Genomic DNA, 23,981 nt, shown 5'->3' on the forward strand with positions numbered 1-23,981 from the left:
GTGATACCAGCAGTTTCGTTGTCGGTGTTGATGACAGCTACATCAGCAGGTTTGAGATTTTTGTAGTTGGTATCTGTGGTAGTTGTATCAGCAGCGGTGATGATTTGATAGGCTTGATTACCGTCAGCAATTGAGTCATCTACTCCTGTAACTGTGACGGTTTGGGGAGTATTCCAGTTAGCAGAAGTGAAGGTTAAACTGGATTTATCTACAGTACCTTCGGTAGTTTTGCTGCTACTTAATGGAATGGTGACATCGGCTGTTGGTTGCGTATTTAACTTGACTGTAAATGTAGCAGTTCCACCGGCTTCTGTGGTAGTTAATCCTGTGGTTGGACTGACTGTGATACCAGCAGTTTCGTTGTCGGTGTTGATGACAGCTACATCAGCAGGTTTGAGATTTTTGTAGTTGGTATCTGTGGTAGTTGTATCAGCAGCGGTGATGATTTGATAGGCTTGATTACCGTCAGCAATTGAGTCATCTACTCCTGTAACTGTGACGGTTTGGGGAGTATTCCAGTTAGCAGAAGTGAAGGTTAAACTGGATTTATCTACAGTACCTTCGGTAGTTTTGCTGCTACTTAATGGAATGGTGACATCGGCTGTTGGTTGCGTATTTAACTTGACTGTAAATGTAGCAGTTCCACCGGCTTCTGTGGTAGTTAATCCTGTCGTGGGTGTGATGGTTACTCCCGCAGTATCGTTGTCGGTAATTGTCACACTTTGGTTGGTAGTAGTTCCTAATGCGATCCCTGTTGACGGGGTGCTAATTGTTAAAGTAGCTGTTTCCGTACCTTCGACCAGAAAATCATCATTAACTGTAATGGTTACTTGCCCCGTATTACTGCCATTTGGGATGGTTATTTGAGCGGGAATAGTACCAGTAAAATCAGCCGCACTCGCAGTACCCGTTAATGCTAAATTAATGGTTTGAGCGCCGACGACATTACCTTCGGCAGTAGCGGTAAAGGTAATAGCTGTTGGCCCGGCTTCACTGGCAGTAGTTGTGCTGGCAGTGAGGTTAACTTTCGGTACGGGAATGGTGATATTAAAGGTGGCTATGTCGGAAAGGTCAACACCACTATTCGCGATACCACCGTTATCTCGCAGTTGCACGCTAACAGTGGCAGTACCGGGTTTGCCACTGGGAGTGTAGGTCAGCGTGCCATTGGTTGCTACACTTGGTTGAGTTGTAAATAAGGTGTTGTCGTTGTTAGTAACGATGTAGTTGCTAACTGCTTGAAGGGCTTCATTGGGGCCGAAGATAACAGTATTTGCCCAGTTGCTAACTGCTTGAACTGTGTTTGTCCAAGCTGTTAGGGTTTGATTTCCTAAGTTACTGAAACTGGGTTTATCATTGACGGGGTTAACGGTGATGGTGAAGGTTTGGGTAGTCGAGGTATCGACGCCGGGGGTGCCGCCGCTGTCTTGGACTCTTACACCGAAGGTGGAGGTGCCGAAGGCGTTAGGGGCGGGTGTGTAAGTGAGGTTGCCACTGGCATTTACGGCAGGTAATGTCGCAAATAAGCTGGGGGTGCCGATGCTGCTGACGGTGTAGGTGGCAGTTTGGCCGACTTCGTTGGGTGCGCCGGCGTTGAAAGTTGCCCAACCTGCTACTGTTTGGGCCCCAGCGTCTTCGTTGACGGTTTGGTTGGTGGCAATGAAGCTCGGTTGGTCGTTGACAGAAGTAACGGTGATGTCTGCGGTGTCGGTGGCGATGCTGAAGGGATTGTTGCCGCCGTTATTGCTGGTGTCAGCGGTGCCACCATTTGTCCCACTTACTTGATCCCAAGCGCGGAAAGTGAGGGCGTTGTTAACGGTGCCGTTGTAGTTGGTGCTTGGTTGGAAGTAAATACGGGTATTGGCATTGGCGGCGAGTAGGCGAGCATTGGTATTGGATACTGTGCCCAAGGCCGTCCAAGTTGTGCCGCCGTTGATGGTGTAGAACCAACTGCCGTTGGTGGTGTCGGCGGCGGTGATGGCCACGCCTGCTACTGCGCCAGTGTCGGGGTCGGTGATGTTATTTAGACCGCCGCCTCCTGTTAAGTCTGCGAGTTGGGAGATGAGAGTGCCGACTGGACCAGTGGGAGCACCGGGGTCTTCGAGGATGTTGCTGAGGGTGACAACCGGGGTATTATTAAGGACGGGGGCAGTAAGCGTCTCGTAAATGACATTGCGGATTTCGTGAATATTTGTAGATCCTCCCGTGGAACTGGCAAAGCCAAATTTAAAAGTTGTCGGTACTGCTCCGTTAGTTGTTGTGATATCGAAGGGGGCAATAATGGTTTCACCCGCATCAGTAAAGCTGCCGTTGTTATTCAAATCCATCGCTACCGATAGGCGATTCGGGAGGGCGGCGGTGCTGGGCGTTAAAATGATCTGGGCTCGTCTTAAGGCGACGTTCCTAGTCACATTACCAGCACTGATGCCACCCGTGACACTTCCAGAGGCTATATATTGGTAATCGTTTAATGCTTTGCCTCGAACTGTCACACTATTCGGATATAGGCCTGTTCCGATTCCGGTTGTCTGCTCAGCTTTGGAAGCGAAAGAACCATACTCATCAAATCCGATTCCTATATAGCCTCCTACCAAACCAGGAAAATTGGTACCATTGGTAGTATTGGTTGTGTGGGCATAGCCAAGACCGGCACCGACACCTCCAGGTGTAGTCGGGTTAGCTGTACCATCAACCAGGAAGAAGCTAGTACCATCTGCGCCATTTCCACCATAGGCAAAGAAGTCAAAGGTAACATTTACCCCGGATGTAGAAGATATGGGGGTATTGTAGAGAACAAACCCTGATTGATTTCCTGTAGCAGAAGTTAACCTCAAGGCTCCATTGCCAGCAGTGTCACCCAAGTTCAAATTTGGCAGAGGAGTGTTAGTACCAGATGTGGTCAAACCAACAACACCAGCTCCAGACTGAGCATAAATCCAAGGACCAGTAACGCTTGCTCCGGTAAAAGTTTGGTTCACCAACTGAGTCAGGACAAAGCTATAATCCCGCATCGCTTCTGGGGAAAATGTTAAGGCGGCTTGAATTTTACCTATGATAAAATCCAGGTTCCAGTCACCTCCTAATTTGGCATTGCCTGTGAGAGTAGTGGATGCGGCAACATTCGCTTTCGTTAATTGACTGAGGCGTTTAACGAAGGCTTTTCCTTGCTCAGTTTGGGCAACATTACAGCCGTAGAGGAGAATATCTGCATTTAGTTTTAAGGCTTTGCCCCATTTTTTTAGGGTGGCTGCATGGGTTTCTAGGGTTGTTTTGTCCAGGGGTGAGTTACCCAGAAATAGGGTGCCTTCGCTGCCGTGAGAAACTATATGAACTGCTTCAATATCTTTTTGATCGGCCAAGGCGTTAGTAATTTGGTCGATCGCGCTGAAATTTTCATTTAAAATCACAATTTGAGCAGGATCGATGCCTTGGAGCAGGCTCTGATAATCTTGTACAGAAGAGTCTACGAAAATAATTTGCTTGTTCGCGGTTGGTACGTTCATAATTGCGGAAATCCTTTATATCTATTGTTTACATACAAGTCCGGCAGGGGTTGAATCCCCGCATCAAAGCTTAAGTCCTCGCTATGAAGACTGAATAATTTATTAGTCTTATTGCTTCAAATTAGCGCCAGTTTTTGTTCAGGGGAAATGAACACGGAACACTGATTGTTGTCGCTCATGGCGCACAACATTCGCTCAGCTAAACTCCCAACACGGGAAGTCATACCGCTGTGAAACCGGGGATTTTGTCGTAGTAGTGCAGCCAGCAAAGTAGACCCTGAGCGTGGTAGTCCTGATATGAAGTGGGATCTCACTGGCTTCGCGTAGGAATGCATATAACATAGATGCAATCCAAATGTATCATACTAAAGACATATTTTTTATAGCATATTTTTATTTATACTCCGCAACACAACTCTGCTGGTTTACGATATCTTTACAATCTAGACATCGCGGGTTTACTTTCCCTGTCTCTATCATTGCTTCCTGCCTCTGCCTCTGTAAAGTCGGAAAAGTCGGATCTTAAAGTCGGAAAAGTCGGATCTTTTCCATGTGGACATAATTTAGACCTCCCTCAGAGGCTGTGGGTATGAGGGCGTATTTTTTTTGTAAGAATTTTATTGGCTGTTTTGCCAGACAGCATTAAGGTTGACGATATCTTTACAATCTAGACATCGCCGTTGTTAATTATTGGGGAAGTTTAAACCGCTGATGCGGGCGAATGGACGCGGATGGACGCGGATAATTGTTGATTTGGGTGTAAGGGCGATCGCCCTTTGTCTCAATTTCCTGGAATATGCAGCAAATTTATGATATTTATTTGCGAAAACGTCCCCGAATGCGATCGACAAACATATCAACTTCCGGCAACTTCATCTGACTCACAAAAATTATAAAAACTCCCAACCCCGCGAAACTTGCCACACTCAACTGTACTAATTGAACTATCAAACCTTCAGTACCCAAAACTCTTTGACAGCCTTGCAGAGTAGCCAAAGACACGAAAGCAGTTAAAGAACTACCAGAAGCTAACCCCAAAAATGGCAAACTCCACTTCCGCCAAGGCAAGCCGCCCAGCTTTTTATCTAATAAGTACAAAAGCATCAGCATCGAAACAAGATTCACTCCCACCGTCGCCAAAACTAATCCGGGCGCGCCAAAAGCTCCTACTAACAAATAATCCAGCAGTCCGTTCAAAAAAATATTGATAATACTGATCCGAAAAGGCGTTTCTCCATCTCCCAAAGCGTAAAATACCCGTACCAAAACGTCGCGGCCCAAATACACAAACATCCCAATACTGTAAGCCATCAACAAGGGCGTGACAAACTGCGATGCTGACTGATTAAAAGCATAGCGTTCGTAAACAACGCGGACTATCGGCCCGGCAAGCGTCACCATTAAAGCGCTCAGTGGCAGCATCGTCAGCCCAGTCAAAACTAAAGCTTGACGAATTCTATCTTTTAATTCCGGCCAGTCTTTGGGTTCGGCAAGGCGAGAAAAAATTGGCAAAAAAGGTACTAAAATTACATTAGAAATAATGCCTAAAGGAGTCATGACCAACAAGCCGCTGTAACCCATCGCAGATGCAGCTTGAGGGATGTAGGATGCAAAAAATAGGTCAGTATAGACATTAATTTGCAGCATTCCCGATGATAAAGTAGCAGGAACCATCACCTTAACTACTTCTTGTACTCCGGGACGTTTAAAATTGAACCGCAAACGCAATGTTCCCAAGCCTGCGCGCCACTGCGCCGCTAGTTGCACCAACCACTGCAAAACTGCTCCCGCTAAAGTTCCCCAAGCTAACACTAAACCGCCCATTAGTGCGTACCCAGGCTGAGTAATTTTTTCTCCGAGTTGCAGGGCGAGAATCGCCAAACCGCCGACAAGTGCAACACTAGAAAATAAAGGACTAATCGAAGGCAACCAGTACATATCGGCGGCGTTGAGAGTGCCGAAACCAATACCGATTAAGCCTGAAAGTAATGCCATCGGTGCCATGATCCGAAATTGTTGGACAGCAATTGCTTTGATTGCTAAGCCTTCTGCTGTTCTATTTAATCCCGGTGCTACCAAATCTATCAGCGGATCGGCGAAAATAATTAAAGCGACTGTTACTAACAAAAGTATGCCGCCGACTAAGGTGGTGATAGTCTCGACTAAGGGTGCAGCTTCTTTTTTGTCGCGGCGGGCTAAAACGCTGACTATGGCGCTGTGAAATGGCCCGTTGATTCCTCCGAGCAAAATAAATAAGAAACCGGGGATGACGTAGGCGTAGTTGTAGGCATCGACGGCGACACCGACTCCAAAGGCTGCGGCGATCGCAATTTGGCGCACCAACCCGAAGACTTTGCTAATCAGAGTGGCGACTGCGACAATGCCGGCAATCCCCGCCAGGGAACGAGAGGGCTTCTGCGGTTCAGACACAAATAGTTACAAATGCTAGTGCTAAAAGGCTTCACTAAGTTTAATAGCAAATCGGGAAAATCATAACATGAATTCAGAAAATTTCTATTCCGAATTACCTTTACTCGATAATTTTTACGATATTACTGAACCCCAAAACTTTGTTGATGTGCCGGATGACTGGTACATTCTTGTCACAGATATTCGCGGTTCGACGCAAGCGGTGGAAGCCGGACGCTACAAAGATGTTAACTTATTGGGAGCTTGTTCGATCGTTGCTGTTTTGAACGTCGCGGGCAAAACAGAGATTCCATTTATCTTTGGTGGTGATGGCGCTTCTCTGTTAATTGGGCCGCAACTTTTACCCGCTGCCCAGAAAGCTTTGCTTGCCACTCAACAAATGGCTAAGACTGAATTTGATATGGATTTGCGAGTTGGGGCTGTGCCGGTTAAAGTTGTGGTAGCAGCTAATTACCCGGTTAAAATAGCTAAGTTTAAAGTTTCCGAAAATTACAGCCAAGCTGTTTTTATCGGGGGCGGCTTAACCCGTGCGACTGAACTTATTAAAGACCCTGCTGCTGGTAATATTTACAGTATTAAAAATCAGGGCGTTTCAGAAACAACCGATTTTTCAGGATTGGAGTGCCGATGGCAGGATATTCCCAGCAAGTACGGGGAAATAGTAACGCTGCTGGTAATGGTGCGATCGGATTTCGATCGGCAAAGCCATCTATTTTATAGAAATATTTTAGAAAAAATTGAATACATTTACGGCAAGGAAGATTGTTTAAATCCTATTAATGGTAAAAATCTTAATTTGACATTGAATAGCAAAAAGCTAATTAAAGAAATTCAAGTTAGGGCGAGCAATGCTAGTTGGCTAGACCGCCAGATAGATTTATCAAAAATACAGTTAGAGACGGCGCTTGGTTCGCTGCTAATGAATTTGAAAGTTAAGACAGAAGAGTTAGATTGGGGAGTTTATAAGGATATTGCGATCGCCGCTACGGATTACCGCAAATTTGATGATATGTTGCGAATGGTAATTTCGGGCAATGGGTGGCAGCGAAAACAATTGACGCGGTACTTGGAAAAAAATTACCGAGAAGGCAAGCTGGTTTATGGTTTGCACGTTGCTGACAGGGCGTTGATGACTTGTTTGGTGTTTGAACGCAGCGGCCGGCAAGTGCATTTTGTAGATGGCGCTGAAGGAGGTTATACTTTAGCTGCTAAGGATATGAAACAAAGAATGCAGGACTAATGTTTTTACTACAAATGTTTTATGCTATGATATTTAAATCTAAAATCTCAAATCTCAAATCACATGACTGTGCTGAAACTTTATCACAATCCCCTCTCTACTAACTCTCGCCGCGTCTGGATTGCTTTGCTGGAAAAAGAGATTGAATTTGAATTAGTGCCGCTTAAATTAAACGGCGATCAATTTCAACCGATTTTTTTGGCAATTAGTCCTTTTCACCACGTCCCTGTTTTAGCTGATGGCGATTTTCACTTAATAGAAACTCTGGCAATTCTTGATTATCTGGAAGCTAAGTATCCCGCGCCCGCACTGTTGCCGCCGGATGCTAAGGATTTGGCGATCGCCCGCATGGTACAAATGGTCACAGTCAACGAATTGACACCAGCGCTGAGTCCCTTTGTCCGCAATAGTTTCGGTGGTGTAGGCGACCCGGAAAAGCTGGAAAAAGCTGGGCAGCAAGTGGCGGCGGTATTGAGGTTTTTTGAGGATTTGTTGGGCGATAAACCTTTTTTTGGCAGCAGCGCGATTACCCTCGCAGATGTTGTGGCGGGTGTTTCCGTGCCTTGGCTGCCCGAACTAGGCGTGTCTTTGGACAATTACCCCAAATTGCAAGCTTGGTCGGAACGCTTAAATTCCCGACCTTCTTGGCAGCAAACGCAAGCCAGTCCCGAACTTGTGGAAGCTTTTAAAGCGCAGATGAAACAGTTGATGAAACCTCAGCAAGGTTAGTTTGTGCAGAGATTTATTGCCGGAAATTTTGATTGACAATGCAGCCGCAGATGCGAGGCAGATAAACACAGATTAACGCAGATGCAATTCAAGATAAGTTTCATTTGTTGTAGCAGGTTTAATGACCGATGATATCGTTTTCGGTAGCATCGGAATGATTTAACCACAGAGAACACAGAGTACGCAGAGGGAGAGAATATATATCTGAATCATTCCGCTGTTACCGGATTTGAGATGACCAATGACTAATGACCAATGACTAATGACTAATGACTAATGACTAACTTAATTTACAAATATCCTCCTCTTTTACCCGGAATTCTCATCAAGCGGTACAAGCGATTTTTTGCCGAAATCGAACTAGATTCGGGAGAAATTATCACCGCGCACTGTCCGAATACTGGCCCGATGACTGGTGTTTTGATTCCGGGTAATCCTGTCCTAGTATCTGCTAGCGACAATCCCAAACGCAAGTTGGCTTATACTTGGGAATTAATTAAGGTTTGCGATACTGTACCTGTTTGGGTGGGAGTTAATACTGGGCTGCCAAATCGAGCGATTAAATTAGCTTTGGAGTTGCGATTGTTTCCTGAGTTGGGCAATTACAGTTTAATTCAGCCGGAGGTTGTTTACGGTATCGATAAAAAAAGTCGTGTTGATTTTTGGCTGACTGGTGAGGAAAAACCAATTTTTCTGGAAGTGAAAAATACAACTTGGGTCAAAGATACATTAGCTTTATTTCCTGATACAGTGACGGAGCGGGGACAGAAACATTTGAGAGAGTTGATCGATGTGGTGCGGCAGGGTTCGAGGGCTGTAATGCTGTATTTTATTAATCGGGGAGATTGTACGGATTTTGCTCCCGGAGATAGTGCCGATCGCCTTTACGGACAATTGTTCAGACAGGCTGTGGCTGAAGGTGTGGAAGTTTTGCCTTGCCGGTTTGACGTGACGCCGGAAGGTGTGCGCTATTTGGGCTTAGCAAAAATGGATTTACTAACCGCTAACGAAAACTGAAGTGCTGGATAGACTGCTGGTTTACAGCACAAAACGAGAATTCTAATCAGCCACCGTCTCCGAGTTATATCGTATCCGGTTGCATAGGAAGGATGTTAACTGTTAACTGTTAACTGTTAACTGTTAACTGTTAACTGTTAACTGTTAACTGTTAACATCATGTATGAGTGCAACCGGAATTGATATTATGGAGGAACACTGGTATTTTTGTATTGATAAATTACTGATTTATGGAAATTTGCAGAGACAGTGTATTGCTGCTTTTGCACGAAGTTATTATGACTTTAAAAAAAATCTAACTGCCGCTATAGTTGGTGGAAAATAGGGAAATTGATTTTTGTTATAATGTTTGCTTAATAAATTACCTGTCAGTATCAGGCGATGTTTCGTACAATACAGTTATGTAGCATCTTACCAAAAAGAGCGATCGAACTATGGGAATGACCCTGACCGAAAAAATCTTAGCCAAAGCATCAGGCCGCACCAAAGTAGAGCCCGGAGAAAACATTTGGGTAGAAACAGACGTGTTGATGACCCACGATGTCTGCGGGCCGGGCACCATCGGCGTTTTCAAACGGGAATTCGGCGAAAATGCTAAAGTCTGGAATCCAGACAAAATCGTCCTAATTCCCGACCACTACATTTTCACCAACGACGAACGCGCTAACCGCAACGTCGATATTCTCCGCGATTTTGCCGCAGAACAAGGGATAAAATACTTTTACGACATCACGGATCGATCGGACTTCAAAGCAAATCCCGACTACAAAGGAGTTTGCCACATCGCCCTAGCCCAAGAAGGGCACACGCGGCCCGGCGAAGTGCTTTTCGGCACAGATTCCCACACCTGCAATGCCGGCGCTTTCGGACAATTTGCGACCGGTATCGGCAATACCGACGCGGCATTTATTATGGGAACCGGCAAATTGTTGATTAAAGTTCCCGCAACCATGCGGTTTGTGCTCAACGGTGAATTGCCCGATTATTTGTTAGCAAAAGATTTGATTTTGCAAATTATTGGCGATATCAGCGTCGCCGGGGCTAACTACCGGACAATGGAATTTGCCGGCGATACAGTCGAACGTTTGACGATGGAAGAACGGATGACGCTGTGCAATATGGTAATCGAAGCTGGCGGCAAAAACGGCACGGTGGCTGCGGACAAAACCACGTTTGATTACGTTAATCCCCGGACTAATGTGCCCTTTGAGGCATTTTACACTGATCCTGATGCTAGTTTTTATAGCGATCGCACCTACGATGTCAGCAAATTAGAACCAGTCGTCGCCAAACCGCACTCCCCCGACAACCGCGAATTGGCCCGCAACTGTCGCGATGTCAAGATCGATCGAGTTTACATCGGTTCCTGCACCGGCGGCAAAACCTCCGACTTTTTGAATGCAGCCCGCATTCTCAAAGGAAATCAAGTCAAAGTTCCGACATATTTAGTACCGGCCACTCAGAAAGTTTACGAAGATTTGTTTGTCACAAAATACGACGGTCAAACCCTGTCGGAAATCTTCTTAGCAGCCGGCTGCATCGAACCTGCAGCGCCTTCTTGCGCCGCTTGTTTGGGCGGGCCGAAAGACACATTTGGGCGGATGAACAAACCCGAAATTTGCGTGTCTACAACTAACCGCAATTTCCCCGGCCGCATGGGGAATAAAGAAGCGCAAGTTTATCTAGCTTCGCCTTACACGGCGGCGGCTTCGGCGCTGACTGGGCACGTCACGGATCCGCGCGAATTCCTGCGTTAGATAGTAGCCCCTGGAAGGTGCGCAATGCGCACCCTACGAGATGAATGTAGTTAGATAGTAGCCCCTGGAAGGTGCGCAATGCGCACCCTACGAGATGAATGTAAGGTGCGCACTGCGCACCCGCAGACCCCTGGAAGGTGCGCCGCACCCTACGAGATGAATGTAGGAGGCCCCTGGAAGGTGCGCCGCACCCTACGAGATGAATGTAGTAGCCCCTGGAAGGTGCGCAATGCGCACCCTACGAGATGAATGTAAGGTGCGCACTGCGCACCCCCAGACCCCTGGAAGGTGCGCCGCACCCTACGAGATGAATGTAAGGTGCGCACTGCGCACCCGGAGACCCCTGGAAGGTGCGCCGCACCCTACGAGATGAATGTAAGGTGCGCACTGCGCACCCGCAGAGATGAGTGTAAGATGCCCTATAAAAAAGTAAGAGGACGATATTAATGCCAAACTATCGCCGATTTTACCTTCCTGGTGGAACTTTCTTCCTAACGCTTGTTACCTACAATCGCACACCGCTATTTTCAGAGTCAGAAAATGTCTCGCGACTCCGCAACGCTGTAGCGGCGATTAAATCAGAACAACCTTTTGAAATTCTTGGGGCAGTTGTATTGCCCGACCATATCCATTTTTTGTGGAAATTACCTCCTAATGATACTGCCTATCCCAAACGTCTTGGACGGATAAAAGTTTTATTTACACAATCTTTGCGCGGTCAAGGAACTTTGCCTCAAAATGTCTCCTTTTCGCGTCGTAAGCGTCGAGAAAGTGATGTTTGGCATCGGCGCTTTTGGGAACATACTATCTGCGATGAAGATGATTTTGAACAGCATTTAAACTATATTCACTACAACCCTGTTAAGCACAATTTAAGTTCTTGTCCGCATTTGTGGTCTTATTCCAGCTTTAGCTTATGGGTTAAAAAAGATGTTTATTCAGTTGATTGGTGCTGTAGTTGTAATGGCAGAAAGCCAAAAATACTAAATTTTGATGCCATTTCCTATAGACTAGGAGAATAAATTCACAGGACTTACGTAAAAATTGGTTTGACGCGCTATAAATAGCGGTAAGGTGCGCACTGCGTACCCTACTTGAATAGGAGGAAACTTACCTTGAAAACACTATTTTTGGCTTGGCAAGACCCGGGCAACAGTTCTTGGTTTTCGATCGCAAAATTGACATTTAACGGTAAAGAATACCAGTTCAATTATACAAATGGTGTTCTAGAAGCTCAACATAAGTGCAGGTTTGAACCCTTGCCATCTTTCCCTGATTTCAGTAAGGTTTACACTTCACAGAAACTGTTTCCCTTGTTTTCCAATCGAGTGATGCCGCGATCGCGCCCTGACTACCCTGAATTTGTACAGTGGTTGAATATCCCTCAACACGAAGATGACCCAATTACTTTATTGGCCCGCAGCGGAGGGAAACGGGTAACTGATAATTTTGAGGTATTCCCCTGTCCCGAACCGGATGAAAATGGACGTTACCGCATCCATTTTTTTGCACAGGGACTGCGACACCTTCCCAAGCCGGCAATTGAACGGATTAATGGGCTTCAAGTGGGCGAACTTTTGTATTTAGCCCACGAATTTCCAAATCCGCACGATTCCTCTGCTTTGCTTCTGTGTACTAAAGATCGCGGGATTGTAGGCTATTGTCCGCGCTATCTTTTTGAGGATCTTTTTCAAATTATCTCGCAGCATCAAGAATTGGTTCGCGTAGAAGTCGATCGCCTCAACCAACCCCCAACCCCGCTACAGTTCCGCTTGCTGTGCAAGATGACCGCCGATTGGCGAGACTTTCGCCCCTTCCAAGGTTGGAGGTACCAGCCGTTTAGCAGTGATGTTTTAGCTGCAAGGGCGATCGGCTTTCACAGCAACAAGCAGTAAAATTGCGATCGCCAAGTTAGCCAAAAACCCAAATTAATTATTCTGAAATAAATTCCTAATAGCTTGCCCAATCTATACAAAAAATAGGCTGACTCTTGACAATTTAATCCCACAGTTATATAAAAATTAGTTAAGTATTTGTGATTGATTCGCACAATTTATACAAAAAAATCGCTAAGGCTTGACATTTTTTTTATAAAATAGTAAGCTCTGAGCTGATTTGTTGAATTCAAATTCCACAATTTCAGTTGAGCCAATACAGGTTCTCGAAATTCAAGTTACACATTCTTGTAAGGTTTTCCTTGGTATTGTAGTGCTGGCGGGAAAAATGTAGCTTCAATTTTGAGAATGTCAGATTATAACAGGGTGCATAATTAACCTATCAAAAATAGAGAGTGTGAGCATGAACAAAAAAATAAAAATAGGAGTTGCTGAAGCCTTCGGTACTTTTGTACTGGTATTAGGTGGATGCGGCAGTGCAGTTTTAGCAGGAGACAAAATCGGCTTTTTGGGAGTGGCGATCGCCTTTGGCTTGTCCCTCTTAGTCATGGCTTATACGATCGGGCCTATCTCTGGATGCCACATCAATCCAGCGGTAAGCATCGGTTTAGTAGTTGCCAAACTGATCGATGCTGTTTTGCTTCCTTATTATATAGGAGGTCAGATTGTAGGCGGAATTTTAGGCGGTCTTGTTTTGTATGTGATAGCATCCGGAAAACCGGGTTTTGATGTGGCTGCTTCGGGATTTGCTTCCAACGGTTTTGGAGAACATTCTCCCACAGGTTACGGACTTTTGGCGGCAGCTTTGACGGAAATTGTACTGACGGCTTTTCTGTTATTTACCATCATGGGTACTACCGATCCCAATTATCCCGTGGGTTTGGGCGGAATTCCGATCGGCTTGATGCTGGTGTTGATTCACTTAGTCGGAATTCCCGTAACCAATACTTCAGTCAACCCGGCTAGAAGTATCGGTGTGGCACTTTTTCAAGGCGGATGGGCAATTCAACAGTTGTGGGCGTTTATTGTGTTCCCGGTGATTGGTGGAATTATCGGGGTTTTGGCTTATAATTTAATTAAAAACACGAGGGAAGAAATTTGATCTAGAATTAGAAACAGACTGGGTTTCTTGAACTTTTTATGGGTTGTAGGATTTATCATAAAATTTAAGAAACTCGGTTTGTCGATCGCCCAACTCGATCCAATTACAAATATTTAGTAAATAAGAGCGATGATTGCGATCGTGATGGGAGTCTCCGGTTCGGGAAAAACTACTGTTGGCAAGTTGCTGGCGCAATCTCTCAATTGGGATTTCAGCGATGCCGACGATTTTCACCCGCCAGCCAACATCAAAAAAATGAGTCGGGGCATTCCTTTAGAAGATGCCGATCGCATTCCGTGGCTTTTGCAACTGCAAAGTGAAATAGACACCTGGTTATTAGAAAATAAAAATGTCGTGTTAGCTTGTTCTGCCTTAAAAGCATCTTACCGCGAAATGCTCTGCCGAGACCAGCAGCAAATTAAAATAGTTTATCTCAAAGCTTCTTTTGAGCTATTAACAGCCAGGTTAAAAACTCGCGAAAATCACTACATGAAAGCAGACTTGCTGTCAAGTCAGTGCGCTACTCTCGAAGAACCAGAAACTGCAATTATTATAGATGCTTCGCAGCCACTAGAGGTAATGGTGCGCCAGATTGAAAATCATCTAGTTGGCGGTTAATTTACGACCAAAAAATAGGTTTGTACTAAGGACTGTAGTCCTTCTTTATGCGGGCTCAAGTCCTCACTACGAACCTATAGATGTTTGGCGGGATGTTTTTTGTACAAATACAAGAAAGCTTCTACTTCAGCGGCGGTTGGTTGAGCTGCAATTGCTCCAGGCTTCATCGCTGTCATCGCACCCACCGCGCTCGCATAGGTGACAATTTGTTTTGCTATTTCTGAATCTGCTAAATTCTTAATTCCCTGCTTGCACAACTGTTGCACAAAACCAGCGACAAATCCGTCGCCGGCACCTGTTGTATCCTCAATATCTACTGCAAAGGCGGGGATTTTACCTTCATTTTCCGACAAACAATAGGAGCAACCTTTATCGCCCGCTGTCACCAAAACACCTTCTACAGAATCGAGGCGGTAGGTAATAGCTCCAGCGTCGGTAGTTGCAAACAACCATTCGGCTTCTTCGTCAGATAACTTGAGAAAATCTACTTTTTTTAAGAGTTCTATAATGCGCGCTTTTGCTTCGTCTGGATTTGCCCAAAACACCGGACGCCAATTGATGTCAAGTATAATTTTAACGTCGTAACGTTCTGCTAGTTCGATCGCTCTTTCTATAGCCTTTCGACTTTCAGAATAAGCTAATTCTAAAGTGCCTAGCACTAAAAACTCCGCATTTTCAAACAGCACTTCGGGAATTTGGGCAGCCTGGAGGCGAGTGTCGGCAAAATCCGCAGTATCCAATTTACCAAAACCTGCAAAAGAGCGATCGCCCGCTTCATTCCGCAACACATAAACTTGCCGCGTCGGCGCACTCGGATGCCGCTGCACTCCAGCGGTATCAACCCCTACTTCTTGCAATACCTGCACTAGGGAATTCCCCAACTCATCCCCACCCACAGCACCGATAAATGCCGCCGCCGTCCCCAATTTAACCAAAGCACAGGCAACATTAGCAGGAGCGCCGCCAGGATATGCCGTCCAAGATTCTACCTCTTCGAGAGATGCTCCTGGTTTGTCTGCTAAACAATCAAATAAAATTTCACCCAGACACAAAACGCGAGGATAAGTCATATTTATTTTTGATTTTGGATTTTTGATGTCACAGCAGCAGACAACTCAATAATTATTTTTAGCCCATCCGAAAAAAATGGCCAGCTATTTTTTTAATCGCTGCTCCCTATAATATCAGACTTGCTGATACCGGCAGTTACACGCTCAACGCACAAGTGCAGTGGGGGCGTATCAGCAGTTTTATGTACCAACATCTCCGGGTTTTTGGGCCCGGATTTCAGGTGCATTCAGGTAAAGCTAGCATCCGCCACCCCACGCGCCTGCTGGGCTGCTGGTGCGTCTTGCATAATCGCGCCTTCTTTTCCACGAAGCCGCGATTATGCAAGCGAGTTCGTGCTTGCACTGCGAAAAAGCAGCCGCAGCAGATTTAATTTTCTCTTCATACTCGATCGCTCATCCTCTAGAATTGTATATAGGTAAATATGCACACATAGGAAAAATTTATGAACGGGAGCGTCTCCAGCACCCCTGTCACCCTTTCGGACAGAGAATTGCAAGTGGTAGAGTTAGTAGCGGCGGGATTGACCAATGAGAAAATCGCTGAAAAGTTAGAAATTAGCAAGCGTACTGTTGACAACCACATTAGCAATATCTTGAACAAGACTCGCGCTGACAATCGAGTTACACTGGTACGCTGGGCCTTGCAGTGGGGGAAGGTATGTATGGACAATATTAACTGCTGCCCTCTACCGGGGCCGATCGATAAAGAAGTATCTTAAATAGGGATTTTGGTTGGGGACAGGCAAAGTAATGATGCAAACGGCACAAGAAAAACAACTCCGCTATCAAATTCAATCGCCGGGATTGCCACTGACGGTATATCGCGAAGTAGCAGCCCATTTGCGTCAAGTTGAAGGCGTGGAAATCGGTTTAATTCCGCAGCAGTCGCAGCGGTTTAATTACGGCGACAGCCAAATAGGAGGTTTGTGGATACAGTATCCTGAAGGCTTCGATTTGGTCGATCGCCAGCGGGTCGATCGCATTTTGGCTTATTATGGCGATCGTTACGGAGCTTGGGAATTATTAAGTCAGTAGTCAGTAGTCAGTAGTCATTAGTCATTAGTCATTAGTCATTAGTCACTAGCTAAAAGTTAAGGACATACAACTAACGAATATAGAAGTTATTAACGGGAGCATCTCAGTTTAAATATTGTATTAGTAGTGCTGTATAAAGCTCCAATAGCTTGTACAAATAGAGCGGGAACAATACTACAATATCATTCCAATCTAAATGGAACAATCCTGAACCATAGAATGTTAGAAACCAGATTTCTTAGATTTGGATGCGTCAGTTTTGTAAATTTCCTACGAGCAATGACCAACGACCAACGACTAATGACGAATGACAACTGACAACTGACAACTGCCAACTGCCAACTGCCAACTGCCAACTGAAAACTGAAAACTGACTAAAAAAATGAGTGCAATTAAAACTTTACCGGGAACGCGGGATATTTTGCCCGCAGAAATTCAATATTGGCAAAACATAGAAGCAGTCGCTAGAACAATATTGCAAAAAGCAGCTTATCGAGAAATTCGCACGCCTATTTTTGAACAGACATCTTTATTTGAACGCGGCATCGGCGAAGCTACCGATGTTGTGGGCAAAGAAATGTACACTTTTAAAGATAAGGGCGATCGATCGACTACTTTGCGCCCAGAAGGCACCGCCGGGGTAGTCCGAGCTTTTATTCAAAACAGTTTGTACGCGGCAGGAGACGTGCAGCGTCTGTGGTATGCGGGGCCGATGTTTCGCTACGAACGCGCCCAAGAGGGAAGACAGCGGCAGTTCAATCAAATTGGCGTGGAAGTCTTGGGGAGTGCGAATCCACGGGCGGATGTGGAGGTAATTGCGATCGCCTGCGACATCCTGCAAGCGATCGGTTTAACCAATTTGCGCCTCGATATTAACTCTGTCGGAAACAAGCAAGACAGACAAAATTATCGCCAAGCATTGATCGATTATTTTACACCGTACAAAGAGGAATTAGACGCGGATTCCCAAGACCGTTTGACTCGCAATCCGCTGCGGATTTTGGACAGTAAAAATCAGCGCACTCAAGAAATTGTTAAGGGCGCGCCGAGTATTTTAGAATATTTGGGTGACGAATCGCGAGATCACTTCGATAAAGTGCAGCAAATGCTCACAAATTTAGGAATTAGCTATCAATTAAATCCCCGATTAGTGCGCGGTTTAGATTACTATACTTACACCGCCTTTGAAATCATTTCCGACGATTTGGGAGCGCAAGCAACAGTCTGTGGTGGTGGCCGCTACGACGGTTTAGTCAAGGAATTGGGCGGCCCAGATACGGCTGCTGTCGGTTGGGCAATGGGAATCGAAAGGTTGATTATCCTGTTGCAAAAGTTGCAACCTTTGCCCGCGCCGAAGTTAGATTTCTATTTGGTATCTAGGGGCGATAAAGCCGAACAGCAATCAATCTTGTTAGCGCAAAAATTGCGGGGTGCTGGGTTTAGTGTTGAGATAGATTTGAGCGGCAGTGCGTTCGGGAAACAGTTTAAAAGAGCCGACAGAAGCGGTGCAGTTGCGTGTTTAGTTTTGGGTGATGCGGAAGCTGAAAATGAGACGGTACAATTGAAGTGGTTGGCGAGTGGCGAACAAAGTGCGATCGCACAATCAGAACTACTAGCAATGACAAACGAACTACAGCAGAAGATTAATAATCCTTAGAACCATCGCTTGTAGCCGAGTCTAGATCCCCCTAAATTCCCCTTAATAAGGGGGACTTTGAATTGCAATCCTCTCGTTACCAGGCTCTGCCCGGTAACGCATATCCAGAGGCTCTGCCTCGTCATTAAGCCATTAACATTAATCCCAAAAACCAAGAGATATAATTTAAGTATTAAAACATTTAACCTCTGATAAACTATGTCTGTAGAAACTAAAAACCCAGAAACAAAACTCACAATCACCTGGCCGCTACTACCAGAAGATTTTCAACTACCAGACGACCCAGTGGAAGACGAAAGCGAACCATTATTAGCCGCCGCTTTGCGCCAGCCGCTAACAGCATTTCCTGAATTAATGCAGGATGCCTTAATTGTTTCCAACTTTGCCTTGTGTGCCGGCATAAGTTTCCCAGGTTCAAGCAGCGACGAACAGCGTATTATCTGCAAAGCACCAGATTGGATGTACGTGAAACCCGTCAATCCAAAAAATGTCTCGCAAGTCCGTCGCAGTTACACGCCACACACAGAAGGAACCATCCCCCAAATCGTGATGGAATTTCTTTCAGAAACCTATGGAGAAGAATACTCCGTTGAATTTACCTCGCGGGTGGGAAAGTGGTTTTTTTACGAGCAAGTAATCAAAGTCCCCAGATACGTCATATTCCGAGCAAAAACAGCTCATGTAGAAGTTTACGCTTTAGAATCAGAGCACTACAACTTGCAAAAACCTGATGAAAACGGACGTTATTGGATACCGGGATTAGACTTGTTTTTAGGTATTTGGGAAGGAACCCACGAAGGAAGGACAGGCTGTTGGTTGAGGTGGTGGAATCCTGAAGGCAAGTTATTGCTCTGGTCGGAAGAAAGAGTAGAACAAGAACGCCAACGGGGCGATCGCGAAAGAGTCCGCGCTGAAAAATTGGCCGAAAAATTGCGTCAAGCGGGGATCGAGTTAGATGATGAAGAGTGAAATATCAATTGATGAGCCGAGTTCGATCGTGTTTTGGTATGATGACACTCTTGTGGTGGGGGCATCCAGCCCGCCCTTGGCTAACTTTGCACTCCTATGTTAATCGAACGTCTCCAGGCGATCGCCTGGACAAAAAAACCGCGACTCATATCCTTATTTTCTGGTTGCGGCGGCATGGATTTGCCATTCCACCAAGCCGGATTTGAGGTAGTTTGGGCGATCGACTCCAATCAACACGCCTGCAAAACATTCAGCAGAAACATTGCTGATGTCATTATCAACGACAGCATAGAAAATATAGACATTGCACAAGTTCCCGAAGCGGAAATATGTATAGGAGGATTCCCCTGTCAAGATTTCTCCTTAATTTGGAAACGCCCCGGACTTGAAGGAACCAGAGGCAATTTATATACATACTTTCTCGATTTTGTCAATAAAAAAAAGCCCAAAGCTTTTGTCGCAGAAAATGTCAAAGGCTTATTAAGTGCAAATAATTATCAAGCAATAAAACAAATAATTTCTGACTTTGAAAGTATCGCTCCGGGCTACTTAGTTAAACCTAAACTCTACAACTTTGCGGATTACGGAGTTCCTCAATTTCGCCAAAGAGTGTTATTAGTTGGCATTCGGATGGATACAGGATTTAACTTTGTGCATCCTCAGCCAGAATACGGTCAAAATCGCAAAAATCCCTATCGAACAGCGGGCGAAGCACTCAAAAATGTGGAAGCAGTTCTTGACAATAACCAACATCATAAAATTCAAGCCCGCACCGTTGAAATTTTAAATCGAATTAAACCGGGGGGAAATTTCTCTGATATTCCCAAGGATAGTCCATACTATGTCAAAGGCATGATCAGTCATGTTTATCGGCGAATTCATCCAGATAAACCATCATCGACAATCATTGCGGGTGGAGGTGGCGGAACTTGGGGTTATCATTATTTAGAACCGCGTTCTTTGACAAATCGTGAAAGGGCAAGATTACAAACATTCCCCGATAATTTTGTTTTTGAAGGTTCTACGACTGAAGTACGGCGGCAGATTGGCAATGCAGTGCCGCCGCAGGGAATTGCTGCTGTTGTTGAGTCTTTGATTCCGCTATTTAAAGGGAATTATCCGCAAGTGGATTTATATGAAATGAGTAAAAAGTTGCAGGGTATGTCAATTCAACAACGATTAAAATGGGCTGAATAAGAGGTGTGCGAGCATAGTTTACAGTTAATTTCCAATGTGGCGGTATATCTGAAGCTTAACATTAGCTGGCTCTTGGTTTACGATTAAGAAAAATACATTAAGGAGGGAAGTCAATGATACAGTTTGACAGAGGTCATTACACCGATTTCAAGTTGCCCAACAATTCAGATATTCCAGAGCAATTACAACAAACACTTCATACAGTTGGGGACAGAAAGTATCGCGATTTATACGAAAGAGGTGGAAAGTGCAATGTAGAAGAAGCCTTTGTTGAAGTAATGACAGCCTTTGGAATTCCTAATGATGCAATATCCCATCAGCGATACGTCTATATGGCTTATGGAATAGCATTATCAGCCAAACCGACCATTAAACATTACTTTCCTGAAGAACACAAGGCTGATATCGTTCAAGGAATTGTATCTTGTTGGCTGAAGGATAGCTGTGAAATCCCAGAAACTTGGGCTGATACCTTGTTTCCTAACATCAACAAAATCGGAAAATATCAAGCTACTGACGAAGCTTACAATATCTTTTACGGCTTGCTGCAAACACTCAATACGAAAACAGCTTATAATGCCATCTTAGATATTCTGTATGATGCGATTACTGGTGATGCCATTTCTGGTTTTACTGAAGCCAGACGAGATATGTTTAATTGGTGGCTGATAGAAGTAACTCCTGCTGCTTATTGTTTAAAGCTGCCATCTACTTTATATTCTGGAAAATGGGAATTTCCGCCACTGAGTCAGTGCGCTTAAGTGATGACAAAAGTAATTGGAAAAGAGTGCGTGTTGCTGATTGTAGTTAACTTAAGGCACCGTGAAACCTTTGAGCGATTCCCTACGGGATAGCTTCGCTCGCGCGGACTTTTCCTCCTCCCTCAAGCCCTTACACTGCACCAAAACCCCAAAACCCCCCAAACCAAACTAGAAGTTCCAATACGGATTGAAACTTCTAGTCTCGTTTGGACAAGAATAAGGGGACGGACTCAAGAGCTATTTATCGTTTTTGTGAGAATTCTTGCCGCCTTCGCGACCGATCTCTGACATATGCTCCCGATCTTGGCTGACTGTTTCACCACCCTTGCGACCAGCCTCTCTCGCTTCCTCGGAAGTAAACTCATGTGCTGTTCCTTTTTCGTGGGCAGCTTTGCCGCCTTTGCTGGCAATTTCCCGCTGTTTATCTTCATCCATTGAAGCAAATCCACGGTTGCTTGTATCTGTCATGATGCAACTCCTTTATACTCAACTTTTTCGTTTTGGTTTACAGGTTAAAAAACTTGCAAAACCTGTTTGAGTGATAGTAATTACTTGCAAGTTATAGGTCATTGTAAAAAACTAAAAACATGGAAACCTCTATCTAAAAGAGTAGTTTTGAACTAATGATGATGTCGCTGTCAAAACCGATTTATTTTACCTAGCTCTACTAATTCAGGTAGCAGTTAAACGCCCCAAAAGGCTTTGTCAATCTTTTCCAGTTTAGTCATTCGGGCGATTCGCTACCCTACCCTACGGGAACCCCTACGGGGAACGGGAACCCCTGCGGGAAGATAGCTTCGCTTCACGACTGGTTTGGATTCGGGCGAACCTTTCTGGCGCAATAAAACAGACTAAACCGCGAGTGTGCCGATCGACAAAAACTCGCTCTCCCAGTTTTCAAAGAGCGCTTCGATAAAGTGACCGCTTCCAAGATACTCAACAACAACAATCTGGGGCTGCTGGCGCTCTTTTAATTCTTGACTGTAGTCGTGATCACCCGTGATGATTTGACTTACCAGTGAGAAAAAGAACAGTCCGAACATGACTAGGCTGAGGCTGTTTTCTCGAAAAAAACGTCACATAGGAGTGGGTAGGGATTTTGGTACAGGGCGGGGGATAAGGATAGAGTGCGATCGAGCTTACCCTACTCGAAAGCCTACGGCGTAGAGCCTTTATCATTCCTTATACTTAACGCCTGCTCTAACTAACGTGATGTTATGGGGAGAATTTCTAGGTCATCATCTAGCCAGAGGAGGACAACGTTCTCATAGGTGAAGCCTATATCGTTCCTCAAGATGAGAGCAGGTACATTTTCACAAAATAATTAATCAGGCACCATCAAACCCTTCAATATTCTCCCCTTTTCCTCCTCCCTCAAGCCCTTAGACTGCACCAAAACCCCAAAACCGCCCAAACCCATCGGATCGATCGCTCTATGCAAAGCCTCCCTGCGGCGCAAAAACGTTGCCACATCCAACACTTCCGCATCATTTGTGGACAAAGAAGCAAGGCGATCGCCCAAACCCAACGCCATCAAAAACAAAGCCTGCTGAGTCAAACCCATTACCTCCAAACCGCACAATTCACCCTGCTTTTCCAGCGCCGTAAAATTAACATGAGCCGTTAAATCCTGCCGCCCCACATTAATATAAGGATTGTTGTGATATCGGTGGCGGTAATAACACTGTAGCGTCCCCTCGCTGCGCCTCGGATTGTAATAGCGGTGCGCCGGATGTCCGTAATCAATCGTCAACAAATATCCCCGCTGCAATTTTTCGGCAACTGTTTTTATCCAGTCCAAAGCTGCTAAATTCACCTCACTGCGATAACCATCTGCATATATAGTCGCTGACAAATCTATTTCCAATAAATCAAAATATTCGGCAATTTTAGGGTCTGAAAGTTCTCCCGCTACTTCAATAATAAACTTGCTTCCAGACTCTTTGTTTGGTTCTTCGTCGGCGGCAACATAAATTTCCCTAATTTGCCCTTTTTCTACAATAAACTGATGCACTGGAAAAGCATCGACTAATTCGTTAGAAAAAAAGCAGCCGACGATAGAGTTATTAGCTATTTGATCCCAATTGCACCATTTAATATTTTTTAATTCGGCTAAATTTTGCTGCTGTTCCGCTTGGAGGATAGGGGAAATTTCAACAATAATGTATTCTAAAACTTTAAATAAATCGGGATATTGCCGTTGCAGGTGTTGCAGCAAATGTACGGCAAATGTTCCCAGCCCAGCGCCCATTTCTACAATAGTAAAAGGATGAGGTTTGCCGAGAATTTCCCACATTTCCACAAATTGCTCGCCCAAAACTTCGGCAAAGTCTGCACTCCAGTGAGGCGAGGTGATAAAATCACCTTGTTTGCCGATCGGCGGGCGATCGCCATTATAATAACCATACTGCGGGTGATATAGTACCAAATCCATATATTCCGCAAAGGTAATGCGCCCCTGTGGAGTCGCTGCAATTCTTTCGCAGATTAAAGCACAGAGTTCGGGGTTGCTGTCATTGATATCTAATTGCTGGGATGTCATAGTTTATGGAATCAAAGTTGATGTTAATTTGTTTATGAAATAAAGATTTTTTTAACCGCAGAGGGCGCAGAGGACACAGAGGAAGAGAAAAGACAGAGGTTTTGATTGATGTTCGGAAATTTGGGGTTGCTCTACATGACTTACGCAGAACTTTTGTATATTATTAAATCATCACTTTTTGAATGCCTACAAACTTAGGTAATTTTTCATCACTCTCTTCTTTTAAACAAAGTGCAATAACTTCTTTGATATTGGCAATTAACTCATCAATAGTTTCTCCTTGACTGTAACAGGCTTTTAGCTGTGGAACTTCCCCGACATAATAGCCATCTTCATCTCGTTCAATAATGACGTAGAACTCTCGCTTGCCGACATTCATCCTGCAACCTCTTTGTTCTTGAAATTTTCTAATATCATTCATTATTAACAGTAAGGGCTTTAGTTCTACTCGTTTAATAA

The 23,981-nt window shown here is 44.9% G+C and carries 23 protein-coding genes and 1 pseudogene; 16 read left to right on the top strand and 8 right to left on the bottom strand.

Annotated features, from left to right (window positions below):
* Both QUA01_RS25125 and QUA01_RS25130 read right to left on the bottom strand, forming a co-directional pair.
* A partial coding sequence (locus tag QUA01_RS25125; RefSeq protein ID WP_333265921.1) for a DUF4347 domain-containing protein occupies positions 1-3,503 on the bottom strand: 3,503 nt, incomplete at its 3' end.
* Positions 3,504-3,619: 116 nt separating this feature from the next.
* Positions 3,620-3,838, bottom strand: a complete 219-nt coding sequence (locus tag QUA01_RS25130) for a sulfotransferase (RefSeq protein WP_333093199.1) — start codon at positions 3,836-3,838, stop codon at positions 3,620-3,622.
* 355 nt (positions 3,839-4,193) lie between these two features.
* Between QUA01_RS25130 and QUA01_RS25135 the strand changes: the two genes are divergently transcribed.
* Positions 4,194-4,316, top strand: coding sequence for a hypothetical protein (locus QUA01_RS25135; RefSeq protein ID WP_333093198.1), 123 nt, complete (start codon positions 4,194-4,196; stop codon positions 4,314-4,316).
* A gap of 3 nt (positions 4,317-4,319) precedes the next feature.
* On the opposite strand, the gene murJ is transcribed toward QUA01_RS25135, so the two are convergent.
* The gene (gene murJ / locus QUA01_RS25140; RefSeq protein WP_333093197.1) at positions 4,320-5,933 is read right to left on the bottom strand and encodes a murein biosynthesis integral membrane protein MurJ; all 1,614 of its coding nucleotides are present in this window, start codon (positions 5,931-5,933) and stop codon (positions 4,320-4,322) included.
* Positions 5,934-6,000: 67 nt separating this feature from the next.
* Here murJ and QUA01_RS25145 point away from each other — a divergent pair, with 67 nt between their 5' ends.
* From QUA01_RS25145 to QUA01_RS25185, 9 genes are all read left to right on the top strand, one after another.
* Positions 6,001-7,173, top strand: coding sequence for a DUF3095 domain-containing protein (locus QUA01_RS25145; RefSeq protein WP_333093196.1), 1,173 nt, complete (start codon positions 6,001-6,003; stop codon positions 7,171-7,173).
* Positions 7,174-7,236: 63 nt separating this feature from the next.
* Positions 7,237-7,902, top strand: a complete 666-nt coding sequence (locus QUA01_RS25150; RefSeq protein WP_333093195.1) for a glutathione S-transferase family protein — start codon at positions 7,237-7,239, stop codon at positions 7,900-7,902.
* Between the two features lie 276 nt (positions 7,903-8,178).
* Positions 8,179-8,919: a DNA/RNA nuclease SfsA gene (gene sfsA / locus QUA01_RS25155; protein ID WP_333093194.1), complete on the top strand. Its 741-nt coding sequence runs from the start codon at positions 8,179-8,181 to the stop codon at positions 8,917-8,919.
* A gap of 163 nt (positions 8,920-9,082) precedes the next feature.
* Positions 9,083-9,244, top strand: a complete 162-nt coding sequence (locus QUA01_RS25160; RefSeq protein ID WP_333093193.1) for a hypothetical protein — start codon at positions 9,083-9,085, stop codon at positions 9,242-9,244.
* 109 nt (positions 9,245-9,353) lie between these two features.
* Positions 9,354-10,676: a 3-isopropylmalate dehydratase large subunit gene (locus QUA01_RS25165; protein WP_333093192.1), complete on the top strand. Its 1,323-nt coding sequence runs from the start codon at positions 9,354-9,356 to the stop codon at positions 10,674-10,676.
* A 446-nt stretch (positions 10,677-11,122) separates the two neighbouring features.
* Positions 11,123-11,698, top strand: coding sequence for an REP-associated tyrosine transposase (locus QUA01_RS25170; protein ID WP_333093191.1), 576 nt, complete (start codon positions 11,123-11,125; stop codon positions 11,696-11,698).
* Positions 11,699-11,791: 93 nt separating this feature from the next.
* Positions 11,792-12,571 carry an HIRAN domain-containing protein gene (locus QUA01_RS25175; RefSeq protein ID WP_333093190.1) on the top strand — a complete coding sequence of 260 codons (780 nt, stop codon included), beginning with the start codon at positions 11,792-11,794 and terminating at the stop codon, positions 12,569-12,571.
* A 403-nt stretch (positions 12,572-12,974) separates the two neighbouring features.
* A complete protein-coding gene (gene aqpZ / locus QUA01_RS25180; RefSeq protein ID WP_194066927.1) occupies positions 12,975-13,673 on the top strand; it encodes an aquaporin Z in 699 nt (232 codons plus the stop codon).
* 129 nt (positions 13,674-13,802) lie between these two features.
* Complete coding sequence (locus QUA01_RS25185; RefSeq protein WP_194066928.1) at positions 13,803-14,291, top strand: gluconokinase; 489 nt, start codon at positions 13,803-13,805, stop codon at positions 14,289-14,291.
* 74 nt (positions 14,292-14,365) lie between these two features.
* On the opposite strand, the gene QUA01_RS25190 is transcribed toward QUA01_RS25185, so the two are convergent.
* A complete protein-coding gene (locus tag QUA01_RS25190) occupies positions 14,366-15,361 on the bottom strand; it encodes a carbohydrate kinase family protein (protein ID WP_333093188.1) in 996 nt (331 codons plus the stop codon).
* 443 nt (positions 15,362-15,804) lie between these two features.
* Between QUA01_RS25190 and QUA01_RS25195 the strand changes: the two genes are divergently transcribed.
* From QUA01_RS25195 to QUA01_RS25220, 6 genes are all read left to right on the top strand, one after another.
* Positions 15,805-16,080, top strand: a complete 276-nt coding sequence (locus QUA01_RS25195; protein WP_194009527.1) for a helix-turn-helix domain-containing protein — start codon at positions 15,805-15,807, stop codon at positions 16,078-16,080.
* Between the two features lie 34 nt (positions 16,081-16,114).
* Positions 16,115-16,396: a hypothetical protein gene (locus QUA01_RS25200; RefSeq protein ID WP_333093201.1), complete on the top strand. Its 282-nt coding sequence runs from the start codon at positions 16,115-16,117 to the stop codon at positions 16,394-16,396.
* A 382-nt stretch (positions 16,397-16,778) separates the two neighbouring features.
* On the top strand, positions 16,779-18,053 hold the full coding sequence (hisS, locus tag QUA01_RS25205; protein WP_333093187.1) for a histidine--tRNA ligase: 1,275 nt from the start codon (positions 16,779-16,781) through the stop codon (positions 18,051-18,053).
* Between the two features lie 198 nt (positions 18,054-18,251).
* Entirely contained in the window at positions 18,252-19,022 is a 771-nt protein-coding gene (locus QUA01_RS25210) for a Uma2 family endonuclease (protein ID WP_333093186.1), read from the top strand.
* A gap of 96 nt (positions 19,023-19,118) precedes the next feature.
* Positions 19,119-20,219 (top strand): DNA cytosine methyltransferase, encoded by a 1,101-nt coding sequence (locus QUA01_RS25215; RefSeq protein WP_333093185.1) that lies wholly within the window; start codon positions 19,119-19,121, stop codon positions 20,217-20,219.
* A gap of 113 nt (positions 20,220-20,332) precedes the next feature.
* Positions 20,333-20,980, top strand: a complete 648-nt coding sequence (locus QUA01_RS25220; RefSeq protein ID WP_333093184.1) for a hypothetical protein — start codon at positions 20,333-20,335, stop codon at positions 20,978-20,980.
* A 237-nt stretch (positions 20,981-21,217) separates the two neighbouring features.
* Here the strand turns inward: QUA01_RS25220 and QUA01_RS25225 are convergent, their stop codons facing one another.
* From QUA01_RS25225 to QUA01_RS25240, 4 genes and pseudogenes are all read right to left on the bottom strand, one after another.
* Positions 21,218-21,448 (bottom strand): KGG domain-containing protein, encoded by a 231-nt coding sequence (locus QUA01_RS25225; protein ID WP_333093183.1) that lies wholly within the window; start codon positions 21,446-21,448, stop codon positions 21,218-21,220.
* 383 nt (positions 21,449-21,831) lie between these two features.
* Positions 21,832-22,044: pseudogene (locus QUA01_RS25230) on the bottom strand (DUF6766 family protein); the annotation flags it as partial.
* Positions 22,045-22,304: 260 nt separating this feature from the next.
* Positions 22,305-23,522 carry a class I SAM-dependent methyltransferase gene (locus QUA01_RS25235; protein ID WP_333093182.1) on the bottom strand — a complete coding sequence of 406 codons (1,218 nt, stop codon included), beginning with the start codon at positions 23,520-23,522 and terminating at the stop codon, positions 22,305-22,307.
* 163 nt (positions 23,523-23,685) lie between these two features.
* Positions 23,686-23,901 (bottom strand): type II toxin-antitoxin system HicB family antitoxin, encoded by a 216-nt coding sequence (locus QUA01_RS25240; protein WP_333093181.1) that lies wholly within the window; start codon positions 23,899-23,901, stop codon positions 23,686-23,688.
* Positions 23,902-23,981: the final 80 nt, after the last annotated feature.

This window comes from Microcoleus sp. S36a_B3 (assembly GCF_036700745.1).
Lineage (GTDB): Bacteria > Cyanobacteriota > Cyanobacteriia > Cyanobacteriales > Microcoleaceae > Microcoleus.